The following is a 15,859-nucleotide window of genomic DNA, read 5'->3' as shown; positions in this document are numbered from 1 at the left end:
GAGAGGAGCCGACCATGGGCATTGCGCTATCCACCACCGTGGACACCTCGTTTGAAGACGCCGTGACGCGGACCCGAGAAGCTCTGGCGCACAAAGGCTTCGGTGTGCTGAGCGAGATCGATGTGAAGGCCACGTTGAAAGCCAAGCTGGGCCAGGACATGGAGGACTACCTGATCCTGGGTGCCTGCAATCCCCAGTTCGCGCATCAGGCAGTCAACCTGTACCGACAGATCGGCGTGCTGTTGCCGTGCAACGTGGTGGTCCGCCGAGATCGGGACGCCCCGGAGAAGGTGATCATCGACGCAATGGATCCCAGGTTGATGGCCGACGTGACCCAGGAGCCTGGCCTGGGCGCGATCGCCGACGCGGTCACCGGCCTGCTGCAGGAAGCTTTGCAGGAGGTGAGCCGGGGTCCACAGGGTGCCGAAGGCAACACCTAAAGGAGTTGCACGGCCTTGGCACCAGCGTCTACTCTCGCGCACGTGCAGCGTCTTGCCGTAGTAGCCAGCACCCGCAGCGGGGTCTGACCCGGACCGACCCCCCGCTGTGGGTCGGAAGCTACTACCCGTCGGTCATTCCTGCAGACCAGAGAAGACCGCACATGACCCCAACATCGCTGAGCCGAAAAACCAGCCGATCCACCACTGCGAGCTCGTGGTTCGCCGACCAGTTCGGCGTCCCGATGCCCCGCGGGCTGCGCGAGCAGGCCGATGCCATGACGTGGGAGAGCTTCGCGGCCACCTACGGTCCGAACTCCGGCCCGCTGCGGTTGGGCGACTGGGCGTGCCTCGACCAGCCGCGGTCCGCCACCCGCCTGGGCCCGCAGTGTCGCAACTTCCGGGCCGTCATCGCCGTCGGGGACCGCATCACCACGTCAATGGCGGCCGCGAGCGGGCCGGTGGCGGCGCTGACTGCGATGCTGCACGAACGCGGCGTTCGCGTCGAGACGCTGCGGTTCCACCAAATACACTCCCGCGAACACACCGCGACGTTCATCTGCGGCAGCAACGGCGTCCGCTCCGAATGGGCGATGGGCTGGTCGCAAGACCGCACGGAATCCGCCCTGCGGGCCGTCATCGCCTGCGCCAACCGGCTGCTGGCCTGTGCCGAGCAGACGTAAGGGCGCCCTCCAAGCGGTGTGTTCGGATGCCTTTGTGTCTGCTCGCCCCCCGGGAACTAGAGCGGCCGCAATACGATCGGCATGCCGTCGATCGGGATTGGCATGCCACCGTAGTCGTAGCGCGGCCGGTAGCCCGGACGCGGCAATTCCAGCCGGTAGCGGCGCAGCAGCCGGTGCATGACGGTCTTGACTTCCAACTGCCCGAACACCATTCCGATGCACTTGTGCGCCCCGCCGCCGAACGGCGCAAATGCGTAGCGATGCCTCTTGTGCTCGGCGCGTGGTTCGGCGAAGCGCTCGGGGTCGAACTTCCGCGGCTCGGTCCACAGCTCGGGCAGCCAATGGTTCATGCCCGGCCAGATCATCACGTTGGTGCCCGCCGGCACGTAGTAGCCGAGCAGATCGGTGTCGCGCACCGTCTGGCGCATATTGAACGGCAGCGGCGTCACCAGCCGCAGCGACTCGTTCATCACCAGGTCCAGCGACTCGAGCTTCTCCAGCGACTCGATGTGCAGCGGGCCGTCGCCCAGCCTGGCCGACTCGTCACGGCAGCGCTCTTGCCATTCCGGGTGGGCGGCCAGGTTGAAGGCCATCGTGGTCGTGGTCGACGTCGAGGTGTCGTGGGCGGCCATCATCAAAAAGATCATGTGGTTGACGATGTCCTCGTCGGTGAAGCTGTTGCCGTCCTCGTCCTCGGTGTGGCACAGCACGGTGAGCATGTCGGTGCCCCGGGCGTTGCGGCGCTCTTTCACCCGCTCGTAGAAGTAGTCTTCGAGCACCTTGCGGGCGCGCAGGCCGCGCCACCATTTGAACGGCGGCACCGGGTAGCGGACGATCGCGCCGCCGGCGCGGGTGGTGATGGTGAAGGCGTTGTTGACTTTGGTGACCAGGTCGTGGTCGGTGCCCGGCTCGTGGCCCATGAACACCATCGAGGCGATGTCGAGGGTGAGCTCTTTCATCGCCGGATGGAACAGGAACCGGGCGTCGTTGGTGGGCCAGTCGGCCACGATCGCGCTTGCCACCCGGTCGATGTGCTCGACGTAGCCGGCCAGCCGGGTGCGGGTGAACGCCTCCTGCATGATCCGCCGGTGATACAGGTGTTCGTCGAAGTCGAGCATCATCAGCCCGCGGTTGAAGAACGGGCCGATCACCGGATGCCAGCCCTTCTGCGAGAAGTCCTTGTTCTTGTTGGTGAACACCACCTGCGTGGCGTCGGGCCCCAGCGCGGTGACCGACGGCAGGATCGGCGAGTCGACGAACAACACCGGACCGCGCGTCTGATACAGAAACAGCGGATAGTCCGGTCCTTCCCGGAACAACTCGATGATGTGGCCAAGGATCGGCAGCCCGGAATCGCCGAGAACGGGTTTGAGGCCGCTTCCCGCGGGTGGTTCCGCCAGCACCTTGGTCTTCCACTCATGGGCGAGCAGCCGCTTTTCGATCGCCCCCATGCCCGGAATGTTGTTCAGCGTGGGGGTGAATCGACGTCGCGCCTGGTCGAGCAGGTAGTGCGGGGTGCTGATGGTCGCCATCGACGCTCCTTACCGGTTGTGGCAGCCGTCACTGACGACAATCCTTCGGTCAGAGTTGACGGCTGTCAAGTTTTCTTTTGGCCGCATGTGGGGCATGGTCGAAGCGTGAGCACCCAGCACGACACCGGAGCAGCGGCCGCTGGGACCCGTGCTGCGCCGGTTCCGCCGAGGCGGGGCGATAGGCAACGACAGGCAATCCTGCAGGCGGTGCGGGAACTGCTGGAGGAGAAGCCGTTCACGGAACTGTCAGTGAGCACCATCAGCGACCGCGCCGGTGTGGCCCGATCGGGGTTCTACTTCTACTTCGACTCCAAATACGCGGTGCTGGCCCAGATTCTGGCCGAGGCCACCCATGAGCTAGAAGAGCTGACGGAATACTTCGCGCCCCGGCGGCCCGACGAGTCGCCAGCGGCGTTCGCCAAACGAATGGTCGGCAGCGCCGCCGCGGTCTACGCCCACAACGACCCGGTGATGTCGGCGTGCAACGCCGCCCGCAACACCGACGCCGAGATCCGCAAAATCCTTGACCAGCAGGTCGACACGGTGATCGAGCAGATCATCCGAATTGTCGAAGAGGAGATCAAAGCCGGTACCGCGCATCCGATCAGCGACGACATCCCGGCTTTGGTTCGGACCTTGGCGGTCACCACCGCGCTGATGCTCTCCGGTGACACAACGTTTTTGGGTCCCGACGGGGACGTGCAGCGGGGCATTCGGGTGCTGGAGCAGCTGTGGCTCAACGCGTTGTGGGGTGGGCAGGCATAGCGGCGCCGGTATGGTCACCGCCATGGCGCAGAAACAGCTTCCCGGGTATTTCGCGGGTAAGAGATGCTTTCTCACCGGCGCGGCCAGCGGCATCGGCCGCGCCACCGCGTTGCGGCTCGCCGCCCAAGGTGCCGAACTGTATCTGACCGACCGCAACTCCGACGGCCTGGCCGAAACAGTGGCCGACGCGCGTGCGTTGGGTGCTCAGGTGGCCGAGCATCGGGCGCTGGATGTCGCCGACTATCACCAGGTCGCCTCGTTCGCCGCCGACATCCACACCCGCCACCCGGCGATGGATGTGGTGATGAACGTTGCCGGGGTGTCGGCGTGGGGAACGGTTGACCAGCTCAGCCACGAGCAGTGGAGCAAGATGGTCGCGATCAACCTGATGGGCCCGATCCACGTGATCGAGTCGTTCATCCCGCCGATGATGGCTGCCGGCCGCGGCGGGCATCTGGTCAACGTGTCCTCGGCGGCCGGGCTGGTTGCTCTGCCCTGGCATGCCGCGTACAGCGCAAGCAAATTCGGGCTGCGCGGGCTTTCCGAAGTGCTTCGCTTCGACCTGGCCCGCCATCGCATCGGGGTGTCGGTGGTGGTCCCCGGGGCAGTGAACACCCCGCTGGTCAATACCGTCGAGATCGCCGGCGTCGACCGCGACGATCCGAAGGTCAAACGCTGGGTCGACCGCTTCAGCGGTCATGCGGTGTCACCGGAGAAAGCAGCGGAGAAGATCCTGGCCGGGGTGGCCAAGAACCGGTTTTTGATCTACACGTCAGCCGACATTCGCGCGTTGTATGCGTTCAAACGGGTGGCCTGGTGGCCCTACAGCGTGGTTATGCGCCGGGTCAATGTGTTCTTTACCCGGGCGCTGCGGCCGTCGGCGCTGCCGCGGTGAAATCACGTCGGCATCTGCAGTTCCAGGCGCACACCCAGCAGCCGGACCGGCCGGTCCAGCTCGAACAGGTCGAGCACCCGCAGCGCGGCGGCGACGATGACGCCGGGGTCGGTGGACGGCGCATCGAGCTTGCGGATTTTGGTGCGGGTGTAAAACGTTGAGGTGCGCACTGTGACGGCGACGCGGGTCACGATCCGCGACTGCGCCACCACGTCGGCCAGTGCTTGCTGCGCCAATTCGGTTACCGCAGCATTTATTTCGGTTCGGTCGGTGAGGTCACGCGGGAAGGTGACGACGTGGCTACGGGACCGCGGAACCCAGGGCGCGGCACTGACGTCGGTGTCGCCGCCACCTTTGGCCAGCAACAGCAGCCATAGCCCGGTCCGCGGGCCGAACGTCGATGTGAGCACTTCGGCGTCGGCGCGGGCCAGCTCTTTGACAGTTGTGATCCCAAGGCCCGCAAGCTTTTTCGCAGTCTGCGGGCCGACGCCCCATAGTGCGTCGACTGGACGGTCGGCCATGACGGCCATCCAGTTGGCATCGGTGAGCTGGTAGATGCCGGCGGGTTTCGCGAATCCGGTCGCGACCTTGGCCCGCTGCTTGTTGTCGCTGATTCCGACGGAGCAGGAAAGCCCGGTCTCTGCCGCGACGAGGGCGCGGATCTGTTCGGCGACGTCGACAGGATCGGCGCTGGCGGGCAGCCCGATGTAAGCCTCGTCCCAGCCCCACACTTCGACGGGGTAGCCCAGGTCGCGCAGCAGGCTCATCACCTGATCGGAGGCCGCGTCATACGCGGCCGGGTCTGCGGGCAGGAAGGTGGCGTCGGGGCAGCGGCGGGCGGCGCTGCGCAGCGGCATGCCCGCGTGCACCCCGAACTTACGGGCCTCATAGGAGGCGCAGGTGACCACCTTGCGCGGTTCGTTCGGATCACCGCTGCCGCCCACGATCACCGGCAGCCCGGCCAGCTCGGGATGGCGGCGCAACTCGACCGCGGCCAGGAACTGGTCCAGGTCGACATGCAGCACCCACCCGGTGCTCAGCGTCCGCACAGCTTGCGTGCCAAGCTTTCCCACGCGTAACTCAAGCTCTCAAGCGTGTGGCCACGGTGGTGGAGTTGATGCGCGACATAGTCCGCGTCGAGCAGGGCCAACAACGCGTCGGTTTGGGCGTCTAGATCGCCGGTGGTCTCGGCGGAGGCCAGCAACATCCGAACATGGGTGTGCAGCACCCTGGCCGGCGCGCTGCAGCGGCTCTGCGGATCGCGGTTGGTCGCGGAGAGCAGCGTGTGGTGGGTGTGGACGAAGCGCAGTCTTTCGCGGCCGAACGCCAGCAGGCGCTCCAGCGGGGGCGCGTCCGGGCCGAGCGGCGGCGGCCCGAACAGAAATGCCTGCTGAAGGTGGCGTTCGTCGTCGTCGAGCAGCGCCATCATGAGACCGGCGCGGCTGCCGAACCGGCGAAACACCGTGCCCTTGCCCACACCGGCGGCCGCGGCGATGTCGTCCGTGGTGACCGCCTCGGCGCCGCGTTCGCCGATTAGCCGGCGGGCCGCGTCCAGGAGCAGCGCGCGATTGCGGGCCGCGTCTCCGCGCTCGTATGGCGCGCAAACAGCCAGCTCACGGGCATGGTCGGCAACGCTCACCCCTGCACTGTAGCGCGACCGGAATAAATCGGACCATGGTCCGGTTCGGTGCCGCGAGGATATAGTCCACTAAGCGAAAGGGTGCACATGTCGGATCGCAAACCGGACGTCAAGGTGCTGGCGCTGGTGGGAAGCCTGCGCGCCGCGTCGGTGAACCGTCAGATCGCGGAATTGGCGGCAGACGTCGCCCCGGATGGCGTCACCGTCACCGTATTCGACGGACTTGGTGGTTTGCCGTTCTACAACGAGGACATCGACAACGAGACCGACGTGCCCGCTTCGGTGACCGCGCTGCGTGCCGCCGCTGCCGACGCCGACGCGGCCCTGGTGGTCACTCCCGAATACAACGGCAGCATTCCCGGCGTGCTGAAGAACGCGATCGACTGGCTGTCGCGGCCCTTCGGCAACAGTGCGCTGAAAGACAAGCCGCTGGCGGTGATTGGCGGATCACTGGGCCGCTATGGCGGGGTGTGGGCGCACGACGAGACGCGTAAGTCGTTCGGCATCGCCGGGCCCCGCGTCGTCGAGGCGATCAAGCTCTCGGTGCCGTTGCGGTCGCTGCAGGGCAAGCATCCGCGGGAAAGCGCCGAACTGGCGTCGAACGTGCGCGACGTGGTGGGCAAGCTGGCCGCCGAAGTGAGCTAACCCGGCGCGCCGTGCCGCCGGGCCGCCTCGTTTAGCCGCTCGGGGGCTTTGCTGTGGCGCGGTGATGTCGCCGACGATGTCGGTGGGTGGTGCTAAGACGGTCGAGATGGCGATGACGCGACCGCAGTGACCGAAATGTGATCTACGACACGCCGACGCCAGACCTTCCACTGCGCTTACGACCTGGGAATTTCACGAATGTTGTTCAGAACATCTTGTATCCCTTCTTATCGGGACCCACTAGGTGTAGTGTTTGAAGCATCGACAGACCCAAAGGCTCACCAAGTCCGTACGGGTGGTGAAGTTCGGGGAATCCGGCCTGTGTGTGCGGACCCGCGACCCAGCCGGGCACCGGAGTTTCCGGGTCTGACGGTCTGTCGAGCAGTAGCGCAGAGGTAGTGCCTGAGAAGTTGCCAGTCCGTGCCCATTCGTTCAGCAGAGGAGCCGAATCGCCGATGAGCATCACCGTGTACACCAAGCCCGCGTGTGTGCAGTGCAACGCCACGCACAAGGCGTTGGACAAGCAGGGCATTGCCTACGAGACGGTCGACATCACGCTGGATCCAGAGGCGCGGGACTACGTGATGGCGCTGGGCTATCTGCAAGCTCCCGTGGTGGTGGCGGGAGACGAACACTGGTCGGGCTTCCGTCCCGACCGCATCAAGGCGCTCGCGAATGGAGCAATATTGTCATCTGATGCAACATTGGTGAGCTAGCAATGTTGTCTGTTGTAGCAGCTCAGGGGTCGGGGGGTGAGACCTCGACGCGAATCGCCGATGGTCAACACCGCCCGAAATCCTCATGCATCGATGATGCATCTGCTACAACGGGTGTTGTGACTAGTGATTCCCAGGGCGCGGCCCGACGGGTATTGGCGCCCAATGTTGTTCATCTCGATCCGGAGCAAGCTGTTCTTGAGGCCATGCTGCAGGGCTGGGAAAGCCAGCAGCGAGCACGGTTTTTGCGGGACGCGACGATCGTGCCGCGGCTTCGGTTGGTGCGGCGATTCGTGGAGTTCTCCGGGCTGTATCCGTGGCAGTGGACGCCGGCCGAGGGCGAGGCCTGGATCAGTGATTTGCGTTCTGGTTCTTCGCCGTTGCGAGTGTCGACGGCACGTAACTATGAGATCGATATCCGGATGTTTTGCGAGTATCTGCTCGACCAACGCTACGGCTGGGTTGCCGAATGTTCGCAGCAGTTCGGCCAGGTCCCGCAGCAGGTATTTCACGAAGACAACTCCATCATCCATGTCGGGGAGTACGAGGGCGACCCGACTCGGCGTCCGCTGACCTATGACGAGGTGCAGGCGCTGTTTGATGCCGCCGATGCCCGTGTTGGATTGATTCGCTCACGGGGCCGCAAGGGTGCCATGACGGCGCTGCGGGACGCAGCGATGCTGAAGTTCTGCTACGCCTACGGGTTACGCCGTCGTGAGGTCGTCTACTCCGATGTGGTTGACCTGCGCCGCAATTCGAAGATGGATGAGTTCGGCAGGTTCGGTGCGTTGTCGGTCCGTTATGGCAAGGCATCGCGGGGCGGAGCGGCCAAGCGGCGCACCGTGCTCACGGTTCCAGAGATGAGCTGGATCGTCGAAGTTCTCGACCACTACCTCGCCGAGGTGCGTCCACAGTTTCCGGCGGATACCGGTCAGGCGTTGTGGTTGACTGAGCGCGGCACCCGAATCGGCACGCGCATGCTCAATGTGGCGTTCACGACGGTACGTGATGAGGCCGGGATTGATCCGACGCTGGATCTGCACTCGCTGCGGCATTCCTACGTCACGCATCTGGTGGAGTTTGACTATCCGGAACGGTTCATCCAGGAGCAGGTTGGGCATTCGTTCTCCTCCACGACCGCGATCTATGTCGGGGTGTCCAACGAGTACCGCAATCGGCTGATCAGCCAGTCGATGCAGTCACGTTATGGCCAGCACTTCGATCGGCGGCCGCGATGAAGCAGATGGATTACGCGTGGCATCTGCGCATGAAAATGGCTGAGAAGGGCATGTTTTCGACTACCGACCTGCAGCCGCACCTGGCCGATCGCGGCGTGAGCCTCTCACGGGAGCAGGTCTATCGCATGGTCACGGGGCAGCCGCAACGGTTGAGCATGCACACCCTCATCGCGTTGTGCGACATCCTGGAGTGCACTCCTAACGATCTCATCGAACCGAAGATCACTGAGGTCGCCACGAGAAAAGCAGCAGGACAGTCGAATAGCACCGTGACGGCTATGTCCTCGGCGCGGCGCACCAAGATCCGGCGGCCCGGGGAGCAACGATGACCGCCGCCCTCGCCACGTCATTCACCGCGATCGCCGACAGCCTCGCCGCTGCCGACATCGTCATTGCCGATAGCGAGCTCGAGAACCTGCTCCAACGCGCCGACGCCGCCAAGCCGCGTTCGCGGCAATCGCTGGCGGCTTATCTTATGGAGCAGGCCACACCGTGGACCACGCCGAATCCACACTGCCCCTACGCGTTCGCGCGCATGGCGTATCTGCTGTGGCAGTCGGATTACCCGGTGCAGCCGGTCGCGTGTGCTCAATGCGGACGCATCACCCCCAAGCTCGACCGAGTCATTGACGGTGCCCGCTGCTGCGGATGGTGCGCATCTCGGCGCACCCAGCACATCTGCGAGCGCTGCGGTCGACTCGGCCATCGAGTCACCACTACCGAAACAGGTGGGCTTTGCCGCCGCTGCTACCAGAAAGACCCGGCCAGGCGGGAAACGTGTGGTGGATGCGGTCAAAGCCACGTCCCGTCGAAACGCACCGCTGAGGGCTTGCCACTGTGCGGCAACTGCGCTCGGCCCAAATACGTGTGCGTTGGTTGCGGCCGCACTGACCACGCCAAGAAGCTCACCAGCGCCGGCCCGTTATGCCAGCGGTGCTACGACGCACCGGCACGCGCCTGCGGCCAGTGCGGCACCGTCGGCCCCATCGCGGTGCGTGCTCAACGCGGCCTGAAGGATCTATGTTTCCGTTGCGCCGATAATCCTTATGCGCGGTGCGCAATCTGCGGCCACCAATGCCCAGTACACACCCGCTGGCCGGTTGGGCCGGTATGCCTTCGGTGCTACCGACGCACGATCGCCTACCCAGAGACCTGCGCCGCTTGCGGTGACACCAAGGTGCTTATCGCGCTGGACGCGACCGGAGCCCGCGTCTGCGGATCATGCGCGAATGTCTCGATCGACTACACCTGCCGCAGCTGCGGTCACAGCGGCCCGCAGCACTACGCCGGCATGTGCTTGCGTTGCTCGGTCGTACAGGCCACCCGACTGCTCATCACCGTCGACGGAACGATGCGGCCAGAACTTGAGCAGCTGCCCGTCATCCTGGCCGATCGGGGCCAGCCGGCCTCAACGCTGCGCTGGCTGAGCAAGCCAGCCGCAGAATCGGTGCTGCACACGCTCGCCGCGGATCCAGAGCCGTTGTCCCACGCCACCCTGGATCAATGCCCGCCGACCAACACCCGACACTGGGTGCGCGCGATGCTCGTCGAGGCGAACATTTTGCCGCGACGTGATGAGCCCATCGAGCGGTTCGAGACCTGGGTCAATGAGCTGACCGCTGGGTTGCCTGCTCGCCAGTCCAGCCTGATCGGGCCGTATGCCCGGTGGGCGGTGCTTCGGGCGGCGCGCCGCCGAGCTCGCCGCCGCGGCTACACCACCGGTGCCGCTGATTCTGGTCGCGAACGGATCCGTACCGCGGTGCGACTGCTTGATCACCTTGACGAGCAAGGCATCCAGGTCGGTGACCTGACACAGCCCATGCTCGATGGTTGGACAGCCGGCAACGCACAACGAAGCGCCAACATCGCAGGATTTATTCACTGGCTTGCCCAAAGACGAATCACTGCAAGTGATCTCAAGGTCGTACTTCAACGCCCAGCTTTGCCCAGCGAGATTGTCTGCGAAGACGCTCACCATGAGCGCATCGACAGGCTCCTCGATGGTGACGGCGCGCAGGACCTGTCAACTCGAGTTGCCGGGCTTCTCGTGCTGCTTTACGGCGCACGGCTGACCCAAATCCAACAGCTCACGACCGGCGATATCACCACCAGCGCTGGCAGCACGCTAATCAAGCTGGCTCAACATCCACTGCAGCTACCCGCCCCCGTGGGCGCACTCGTCAACGAGCTCGCCGCCGCAGCACGCAACGAGCGGCGGGCCCGCACACCCAACGGCGAGCATTACCTGTTCCCCGGCGGTCAGCCCGGCATGCCGATCCACACGGCAACACTGAGCAGAAAACTCACAGACGCTGACATTCCGGACCGAATCAGCCGCAGCCGTGCCCTTCTGGCCCTGGCCAACGACGTTCCCGCTGCGGTCATCGCAGCTCAACTCGGTCTCCACGCCACAACCACATCCGGCTGGGCCAAGTTCGCCCAACGGGACTGGAGCGCCTACACCGCCAGCCGCCTCGAAAGCCTTTCAGAACAGACAGAAGAAACCGCATGAAAACAACCGAGAGGAATCAAGAGATGAATATCGCCACAACGAATATCGACACTCCGCCAGCCGGAGCCGCGCTCACCGCGTAAAGGAGATTGCGGTGCCGTCGTCCAGCTTGGTTTATTTCTCCAGCGTGTCGGAGAACACCCACCGCTTCGTGGAGAAGCTGGGTATTCCGGCCACGCGGATACCGCTGCACGGGCGCATCGAGGTGGATCGGCCCTATGTCTTGGTGTTGCCCACCTACGGCGGCGGCCGGGCGACCCCGAACATCAACGACGGCGGCTACGTGCCCAAGCAGGTCATCGCGTTCTTGAACAACGAACACAACCGGGCGCTGCTGCGCGGCGTGATCGCGGCGGGCAACACCAACTTCGGTGCGGAGTTCTGCTACGCGGGCGAGGTGGTCTCGCGCAAGTGCGGCGTTCCCTATCTCTACCGATTCGAACTGATGGGCACCGACGAGGACGTGCAAGCGGTCCGCGCGGGCCTAGCTGACTTCTGGAAGGACGAGACGTGTCGCCAACTGCCACAGCTGCAGAGCCTGTAACGTCCAGCGGGCACGCGCTGCCCGGGGAAACGGACTACCACGCGCTCAACGCGATGCTGAATCTGTACGACGCGGACGGCAAGATCCAGTTCGACAAGGATATTCAGGCAGCGCACCAGTTTTTCCGGCAGCACGTCAACCAGAACACGGTGTTCTTCCATGACCTGGACGAGAAACTCGACTACCTCGTCCAGCAGGAATACTACGAGCCGGAGGTGCTCGAGAAGTACTCGCGAGCGTTCGTTAAGTCGCTGTTCGATCGTGCATACGCCAAGAAGTTCCGGTTCTCGACGTTTCTTGGCGCGTTCAAGTACTACACCTCCTACACGCTGAAAACATTCGACGGGAAGCGCTATCTGGAGCGTTTCGAGGACCGGGTGTGCATGGTCGCGCTGACCCTGGCCGCCGGTGACACCGCGCTGGCCGAGAAGCTCGTCGACGAGATCATCGACGGTCGGTTCCAGCCGGCTACGCCGACGTTCCTCAACTCGGGCAAGAAGCAGCGCGGTGAGCCGGTGAGCTGCTTTCCCGCTGGGACGCCGGTGTATACGCCTGAGGGTCCTAAGGCCATCGAGACTTTGCATGCCGGTGACCGGGTGCTCTCGCATGACGGGTCCTATTCCGTCGTCGAATCCGTTGTCGAGAATCCGAACAACCAAGCCCTGGTATCGATCTCACACTTCGGGCACAAAGAACCGATTCGATGCACTCCGGAGCACCCGATTCTGGTATGGACGACGCGCGAGGTCGAGAGCCTTATTGAAGGGGATGGTGCCGACCCCTTCAATGGATTCGTGTGGCTGGCTGCCAAAGACGTTGACGCTACAGACTTCATCGTGACTGCAGCGCCGCTTGAGCGACGCGAGCGACGTGTGTATGACCTAATGGAGCACGTCGGCCCAGGTGTTCACGAAGAAGTCGACGGACTGATCCGGAAGGTTAACTCCGACGCCAAGAATCGAAGCAAGCAGCGTCACCGGATCGGCTTCGTTTCGGTGAACCGCTATGTCGAGGAATCGTATGACCTCGGTCTTATCCTTGGTTGGTACGTATCTCGGGGCCACATCTCCAAGCGGACAGATTCACGAGTACCTAACGGTGTCCACTTCACAGTCGGCGCACACGAAATCGAATACCAGCAGGAGTTGGCCCTAGCATTCAAGCGGGCGTTCGCAGCTGATCTCGCCGTCCATGAGGACGCTGTCGATCACACGGTCCGCATGGTCTGCAACAGCAGGATTGTGGCGTCACTCGTTCTTTCCATGGCTGGAACCGGCTACGGCGCAAAGCGATTGTCCCCGGATGTCTTGACGGCTGATGAGGAGTTCCAGCGTGGGCTGCTGGCCGGATTGTTCCGGGGGGACGGGTGCAGCACCACCGGTGGGATGATGCTTGACCTAGTAAGTCCAGAGCTAGTTGATCAGGTACAGCTGATCCTGCGTCGTCTGGGGATCGTTTCGGTCGTTCGCCAATACATCAACCAGGCGGGCAACCTGACTGGTCAGGTGTTCGTTCCCGGGCTTCCTGGAACGAATGAAGAGTTCATCTTCGAGGTCGGCAAGAACCTGCACAACTACGTGGGCCGAAGAGGATCGTCGCGCAAGACTTACCAGGTCGTGCACGGGCGGCACGTGTACGGAATCCGCGAACTGAAGCACACGCAGGAAGTTCCGGAGAAGGTGTACAACCTTCACGTCGAGGGCACGCATACTTACACGGTTCGTGGCGCGGTCGTCCACAATTGTTTTCTGCTTCGCATCGAAGACAACATGGAGTCGATCGGGCGCGCCATCAACTCCGCGCTGCAGCTTTCGAAGCGGGGTGGGGGAGTCGCATTGCTGCTGAGCAACATTCGTGAGCATGGCGCACCGATCAAGAACATCGAAAACCAGTCCTCGGGCGTCATCCCGATCATGAAGCTGCTTGAGGACTCGTTCTCCTACGCCAACCAGCTTGGCGCGCGCCAAGGTGCTGGAGCGGTGTACTTGCATGCCCATCACCCCGACATCTACCGCTTCCTAGACACCAAGCGCGAGAACGCCGACGAGAAGATCCGGATCAAGACGTTGAGCTTGGGCGTGGTGATCCCCGACATCACCTTCGAGCTGGCCAAGCGCAATGACGACATGTACCTGTTCTCGCCGTACGACGTGGAGCGGGTCTATGGGTTGCCGTTCGCCGACATCTCGGTCACCGAGAAGTACTACGAGATGCTCGACAATCCGCGGATCCGCAAGACCAAGATCAAGGCGCGGGAGTTCTTCCAGACGCTGGCCGAGTTGCAGTTCGAATCGGGTTATCCCTACATCATGTTCGAGGACACGGTGAACCGGGCGAACCCTATCGAGGGCAAGATCACCCACTCGAACCTGTGCTCGGAGATCCTGCAGGTGTCCACGCCGTCGGAGTTCAATGCCGACTTGTCGTATGCCAAAGTGGGCAAAGACATTTCATGCAATCTCGGGTCACTGAATATCGCCAAGACCATGGACTCGCCCGATTTTGCGCAGACCATCGAAGTGGCGATCCGTGCACTGACCGCGGTATCGGATCAGACGCATATCTGGTCGGTGCCGTCGATCGAGAAGGGCAACAACGAGTCTCACGCGATCGGGCTGGGGCAGATGAATCTGCACGGCTATCTGGCCCGGGAGCGGATCTTCTACGGGTCCGAAGAGGGCATCGACTTCACCAATATCTACTTCTATACGGTGCTTTACCACGCGCTACGCGCGTCGAACAAGATCGCCATCGAACGCGGCACGCATTTCAAGGGATTCGAGCGGTCTAAGTATGCGACCGGTGAGTTCTTCGATAAGTACACCGACCAGGTGTGGGAGCCCAAGACGCCCAAGGTGCGCCAGCTCTTCGCCGACGCCGGTATCCGCATCCCGGATCAGAACGATTGGCGGCGGCTGAAGGAGTCAGTGCAGGCGCACGGCATCTACAACCAGAACCTGCAGGCGGTGCCGCCGACCGGGTCGATCTCCTACATCAACCACTCGACGAGTTCGATCCATCCGATCGTGTCGAAGATCGAGATCCGCAAAGAGGGCAAGATCGGCCGGGTCTACTATCCAGCGCCGTACATGACCAACGACAACCTGGAGTACTACCAGGATGCCTACGAGATCGGCTACGAGAAGATCATCGACACCTACGCCGCAGCCACCCAGCACGTGGACCAAGGGCTGTCGCTGACGCTGTTCTTCAAGGACACCGCGACTACTCGCGACGTCAACAAGGCCCAGATCTACGCCTGGCGCAAGGGCATCAAGACGCTGTATTACATCCGGCTGCGCCAGATGGCCCTGGAAGGCACCGAGGTCGAGGGCTGCGTGTCCTGCATGCTTTAAAGGCCCACCCGCGAAGCGGCGCGGTTCGGCATTTTGCGTGACGCCAGTGACCGCCCGACAGCAAAGGTAAAGTGCTTGACGTGGTGAGAATCCCCCGACCCCACCCCGGCACCAAACCGGGCGTGAAGGTCGATGCGCGCAGTGAACGCTGGCGCGAGCACCGCAAGAAGGTGCGTCGCGAGATCGTCGAAGCGGCCTTTCGCGCCATCGACCGGTTGGGGCCCGACGTGAGCGTCCGTGAGATCGCCGCAGAAGCCGGCACCGCCAAGCCCAAGATCTACCGGCACTTCACCGACAAGTCGGATCTGTTCCAAGCGATCGGCGAACGCCTGCGCGACATGCTGTGGGCGGCGATTTTCCCGTCGATCGACTTCTCCACCAACTCTGCGCGCGAGGTGATCCGGCGCAGCGTCGAAGAGTACGTCAACCTCGTCGACCAGCATCCCAACGTGTTGCGGTTTTTCATCCAGGGCCGCTTCCCGGAACAGTCCGAAGCGACGATCCGCACCCTCAACGAAGGCCGCGAGATCACGCTGGCGATGGCCGAGATGTTCAACAACGAGCTGCGGGAAATGGAGCTCGATCGTGCCGCGATCGAGCTTGCCGCGTTCGCCGCCTTCGGGTCGGCGGAGTCGGCGACCGACTGGTGGCTGGGCCCCAGCCCGGACAGCCCGCGCCGGATGCCTCGCGACGAGTTCGTCACCCATCTGACGACCATCATGCTGGGAGTGATCAACGGCACCGCCGAGGTGCTGGGCATCCAGTACGACCCTGACCTGCCGCTGCACAACGCGGTGCCACGCAACTCCGCGGCCAGCTAAGTCGGCGGCGTTGACATCGCCGCGGCGATCGACCACACTTATCCGATACCTTTGGTACTGGATACTTGTGCCGTGG

The 15,859-nt window shown here is 63.5% G+C and carries 14 protein-coding genes and 4 pseudogenes; 15 read left to right on the top strand and 3 right to left on the bottom strand.

Features of this window, described 5'->3' with window-relative positions:
* Positions 1–14: 14 nt before the first annotated feature.
* Positions 15–440 (top strand): DUF302 domain-containing protein, encoded by a 426-nt coding sequence (locus MYXE_RS16730; protein WP_003922195.1) that lies wholly within the window; start codon positions 15–17, stop codon positions 438–440.
* A gap of 161 nt (positions 441–601) precedes the next feature.
* Positions 602–1,120 carry a 2-isopropylmalate synthase gene (locus MYXE_RS16725; protein WP_003922194.1) on the top strand — a complete coding sequence of 173 codons (519 nt, stop codon included), beginning with the start codon at positions 602–604 and terminating at the stop codon, positions 1,118–1,120.
* Positions 1,121–1,176: 56 nt separating this feature from the next.
* On the opposite strand, the gene MYXE_RS16720 is transcribed toward MYXE_RS16725, so the two are convergent.
* Complete coding sequence (locus MYXE_RS16720; RefSeq protein WP_085196390.1) at positions 1,177–2,652, bottom strand: cytochrome P450; 1,476 nt, start codon at positions 2,650–2,652, stop codon at positions 1,177–1,179.
* A 105-nt stretch (positions 2,653–2,757) separates the two neighbouring features.
* On the opposite strand from MYXE_RS16720, the gene MYXE_RS16715 reads away from it, so the two are divergent.
* Both MYXE_RS16715 and MYXE_RS16710 read left to right on the top strand, forming a co-directional pair.
* On the top strand, positions 2,758–3,417 hold the full coding sequence (locus MYXE_RS16715) for a TetR/AcrR family transcriptional regulator (protein WP_081485399.1): 660 nt from the start codon (positions 2,758–2,760) through the stop codon (positions 3,415–3,417).
* Positions 3,418–3,439: 22 nt separating this feature from the next.
* Positions 3,440–4,312, top strand: a complete 873-nt coding sequence (locus MYXE_RS16710) for an SDR family oxidoreductase (protein ID WP_003922191.1) — start codon at positions 3,440–3,442, stop codon at positions 4,310–4,312.
* 2 nt (positions 4,313–4,314) lie between these two features.
* Here the strand turns inward: MYXE_RS16710 and MYXE_RS16705 are convergent, their stop codons facing one another.
* A complete protein-coding gene (locus tag MYXE_RS16705; protein WP_039890950.1) occupies positions 4,315–5,352 on the bottom strand; it encodes a DNA polymerase IV in 1,038 nt (345 codons plus the stop codon).
* Positions 5,349–5,951, bottom strand: a complete 603-nt coding sequence (locus tag MYXE_RS16700) for a TetR/AcrR family transcriptional regulator (RefSeq protein ID WP_085196392.1) — start codon at positions 5,949–5,951, stop codon at positions 5,349–5,351. The genes MYXE_RS16705 and MYXE_RS16700 overlap by 4 nt, the downstream gene beginning before the upstream one ends.
* An 87-nt stretch (positions 5,952–6,038) precedes the next feature.
* On the opposite strand from MYXE_RS16700, the gene MYXE_RS16695 reads away from it, so the two are divergent.
* The 11 genes and pseudogenes from MYXE_RS16695 (at position 6,039) to MYXE_RS16660 (ending at position 15,783) form a co-directional block, all read left to right on the top strand.
* Complete coding sequence (locus MYXE_RS16695; protein WP_003922188.1) at positions 6,039–6,596, top strand: NAD(P)H-dependent oxidoreductase; 558 nt, start codon at positions 6,039–6,041, stop codon at positions 6,594–6,596.
* Positions 6,597–7,051: 455 nt separating this feature from the next.
* Positions 7,052–7,312: a redoxin NrdH gene (locus tag MYXE_RS16690; RefSeq protein ID WP_085196395.1), complete on the top strand. Its 261-nt coding sequence runs from the start codon at positions 7,052–7,054 to the stop codon at positions 7,310–7,312.
* A 206-nt stretch (positions 7,313–7,518) separates the two neighbouring features.
* Entirely contained in the window at positions 7,519–8,550 is a 1,032-nt protein-coding gene (locus tag MYXE_RS16685) for a tyrosine-type recombinase/integrase (protein ID WP_112650164.1), read from the top strand.
* Positions 8,547–8,879: a helix-turn-helix domain-containing protein gene (locus MYXE_RS16680; protein ID WP_085196399.1), complete on the top strand. Its 333-nt coding sequence runs from the start codon at positions 8,547–8,549 to the stop codon at positions 8,877–8,879. The genes MYXE_RS16685 and MYXE_RS16680 overlap by 4 nt, the downstream gene beginning before the upstream one ends.
* The gene (locus tag MYXE_RS16675) at positions 8,876–11,062 is read left to right on the top strand and encodes a hypothetical protein (protein ID WP_085196401.1); all 2,187 of its coding nucleotides are present in this window, start codon (positions 8,876–8,878) and stop codon (positions 11,060–11,062) included. The genes MYXE_RS16680 and MYXE_RS16675 overlap by 4 nt, the downstream gene beginning before the upstream one ends.
* Positions 11,063–11,156: 94 nt before the next feature.
* Positions 11,157–11,606 (top strand): class Ib ribonucleoside-diphosphate reductase assembly flavoprotein NrdI, encoded by a 450-nt coding sequence (gene nrdI, locus MYXE_RS16670; protein ID WP_003922186.1) that lies wholly within the window; start codon positions 11,157–11,159, stop codon positions 11,604–11,606.
* A 17-nt stretch (positions 11,607–11,623) separates the two neighbouring features.
* Positions 11,624–12,133, top strand: a pseudogene (locus MYXE_RS25345) (ribonucleotide reductase N-terminal alpha domain-containing protein); the annotation flags it as partial.
* Positions 12,122–13,027 (top strand): annotated as a pseudogene (locus MYXE_RS25340) (Hint domain-containing protein); the annotation flags it as partial. The pseudogenes MYXE_RS25345 and MYXE_RS25340, both read left to right, overlap by 12 nt.
* A gap of 156 nt (positions 13,028–13,183) precedes the next feature.
* Positions 13,184–13,321, top strand: a pseudogene (locus tag MYXE_RS25335) (hypothetical protein); the annotation flags it as partial.
* Between the two features lie 24 nt (positions 13,322–13,345).
* A pseudogene (gene nrdE, locus MYXE_RS25330) lies at positions 13,346–14,962 on the top strand (class 1b ribonucleoside-diphosphate reductase subunit alpha); the annotation flags it as partial.
* An 80-nt stretch (positions 14,963–15,042) separates the two neighbouring features.
* Positions 15,043–15,783 (top strand): TetR/AcrR family transcriptional regulator, encoded by a 741-nt coding sequence (locus tag MYXE_RS16660; RefSeq protein WP_085196414.1) that lies wholly within the window; start codon positions 15,043–15,045, stop codon positions 15,781–15,783.
* Positions 15,784–15,859 lie beyond the last annotated feature (76 nt).

Source organism: Mycobacterium xenopi (assembly GCF_009936235.1).
Taxonomy (GTDB): Bacteria; Actinomycetota; Actinomycetes; order Mycobacteriales; family Mycobacteriaceae; genus Mycobacterium; species Mycobacterium xenopi.
The sequence above is the reverse complement of the archived record's forward strand: the minus strand, read 5'-3'. Positions and strand labels throughout refer to the sequence as shown.

Excerpts from the sequence above, each read along its gene's own strand:
- MYXE_RS16690 (WP_085196395.1), top strand. The coding sequence starts at position 7,052 with ATGAGCATCACCGTGTACACCAAGCCCGCGTGTGTGCAGTGCAACGCC.
- MYXE_RS16720 (WP_085196390.1), bottom strand. The coding sequence starts at position 2,652 with ATGGCGACCATCAGCACCCCGCACTACCTGCTCGACCAGGCGCGACGT.
- MYXE_RS16680 (WP_085196399.1), top strand. The coding sequence starts at position 8,547 with ATGAAGCAGATGGATTACGCGTGGCATCTGCGCATGAAAATGGCTGAG.
- MYXE_RS16725 (WP_003922194.1), top strand. The coding sequence starts at position 602 with ATGACCCCAACATCGCTGAGCCGAAAAACCAGCCGATCCACCACTGCG.
- MYXE_RS16695 (WP_003922188.1), top strand. The coding sequence starts at position 6,039 with ATGTCGGATCGCAAACCGGACGTCAAGGTGCTGGCGCTGGTGGGAAGC.
- MYXE_RS16730 (WP_003922195.1), top strand. The coding sequence starts at position 15 with ATGGGCATTGCGCTATCCACCACCGTGGACACCTCGTTTGAAGACGCC.
- MYXE_RS16675 (WP_085196401.1), top strand. The coding sequence starts at position 8,876 with ATGACCGCCGCCCTCGCCACGTCATTCACCGCGATCGCCGACAGCCTC.
- MYXE_RS16685 (WP_112650164.1), top strand. The coding sequence starts at position 7,519 with ATGCTGCAGGGCTGGGAAAGCCAGCAGCGAGCACGGTTTTTGCGGGAC.
- MYXE_RS16710 (WP_003922191.1), top strand. The coding sequence starts at position 3,440 with ATGGCGCAGAAACAGCTTCCCGGGTATTTCGCGGGTAAGAGATGCTTT.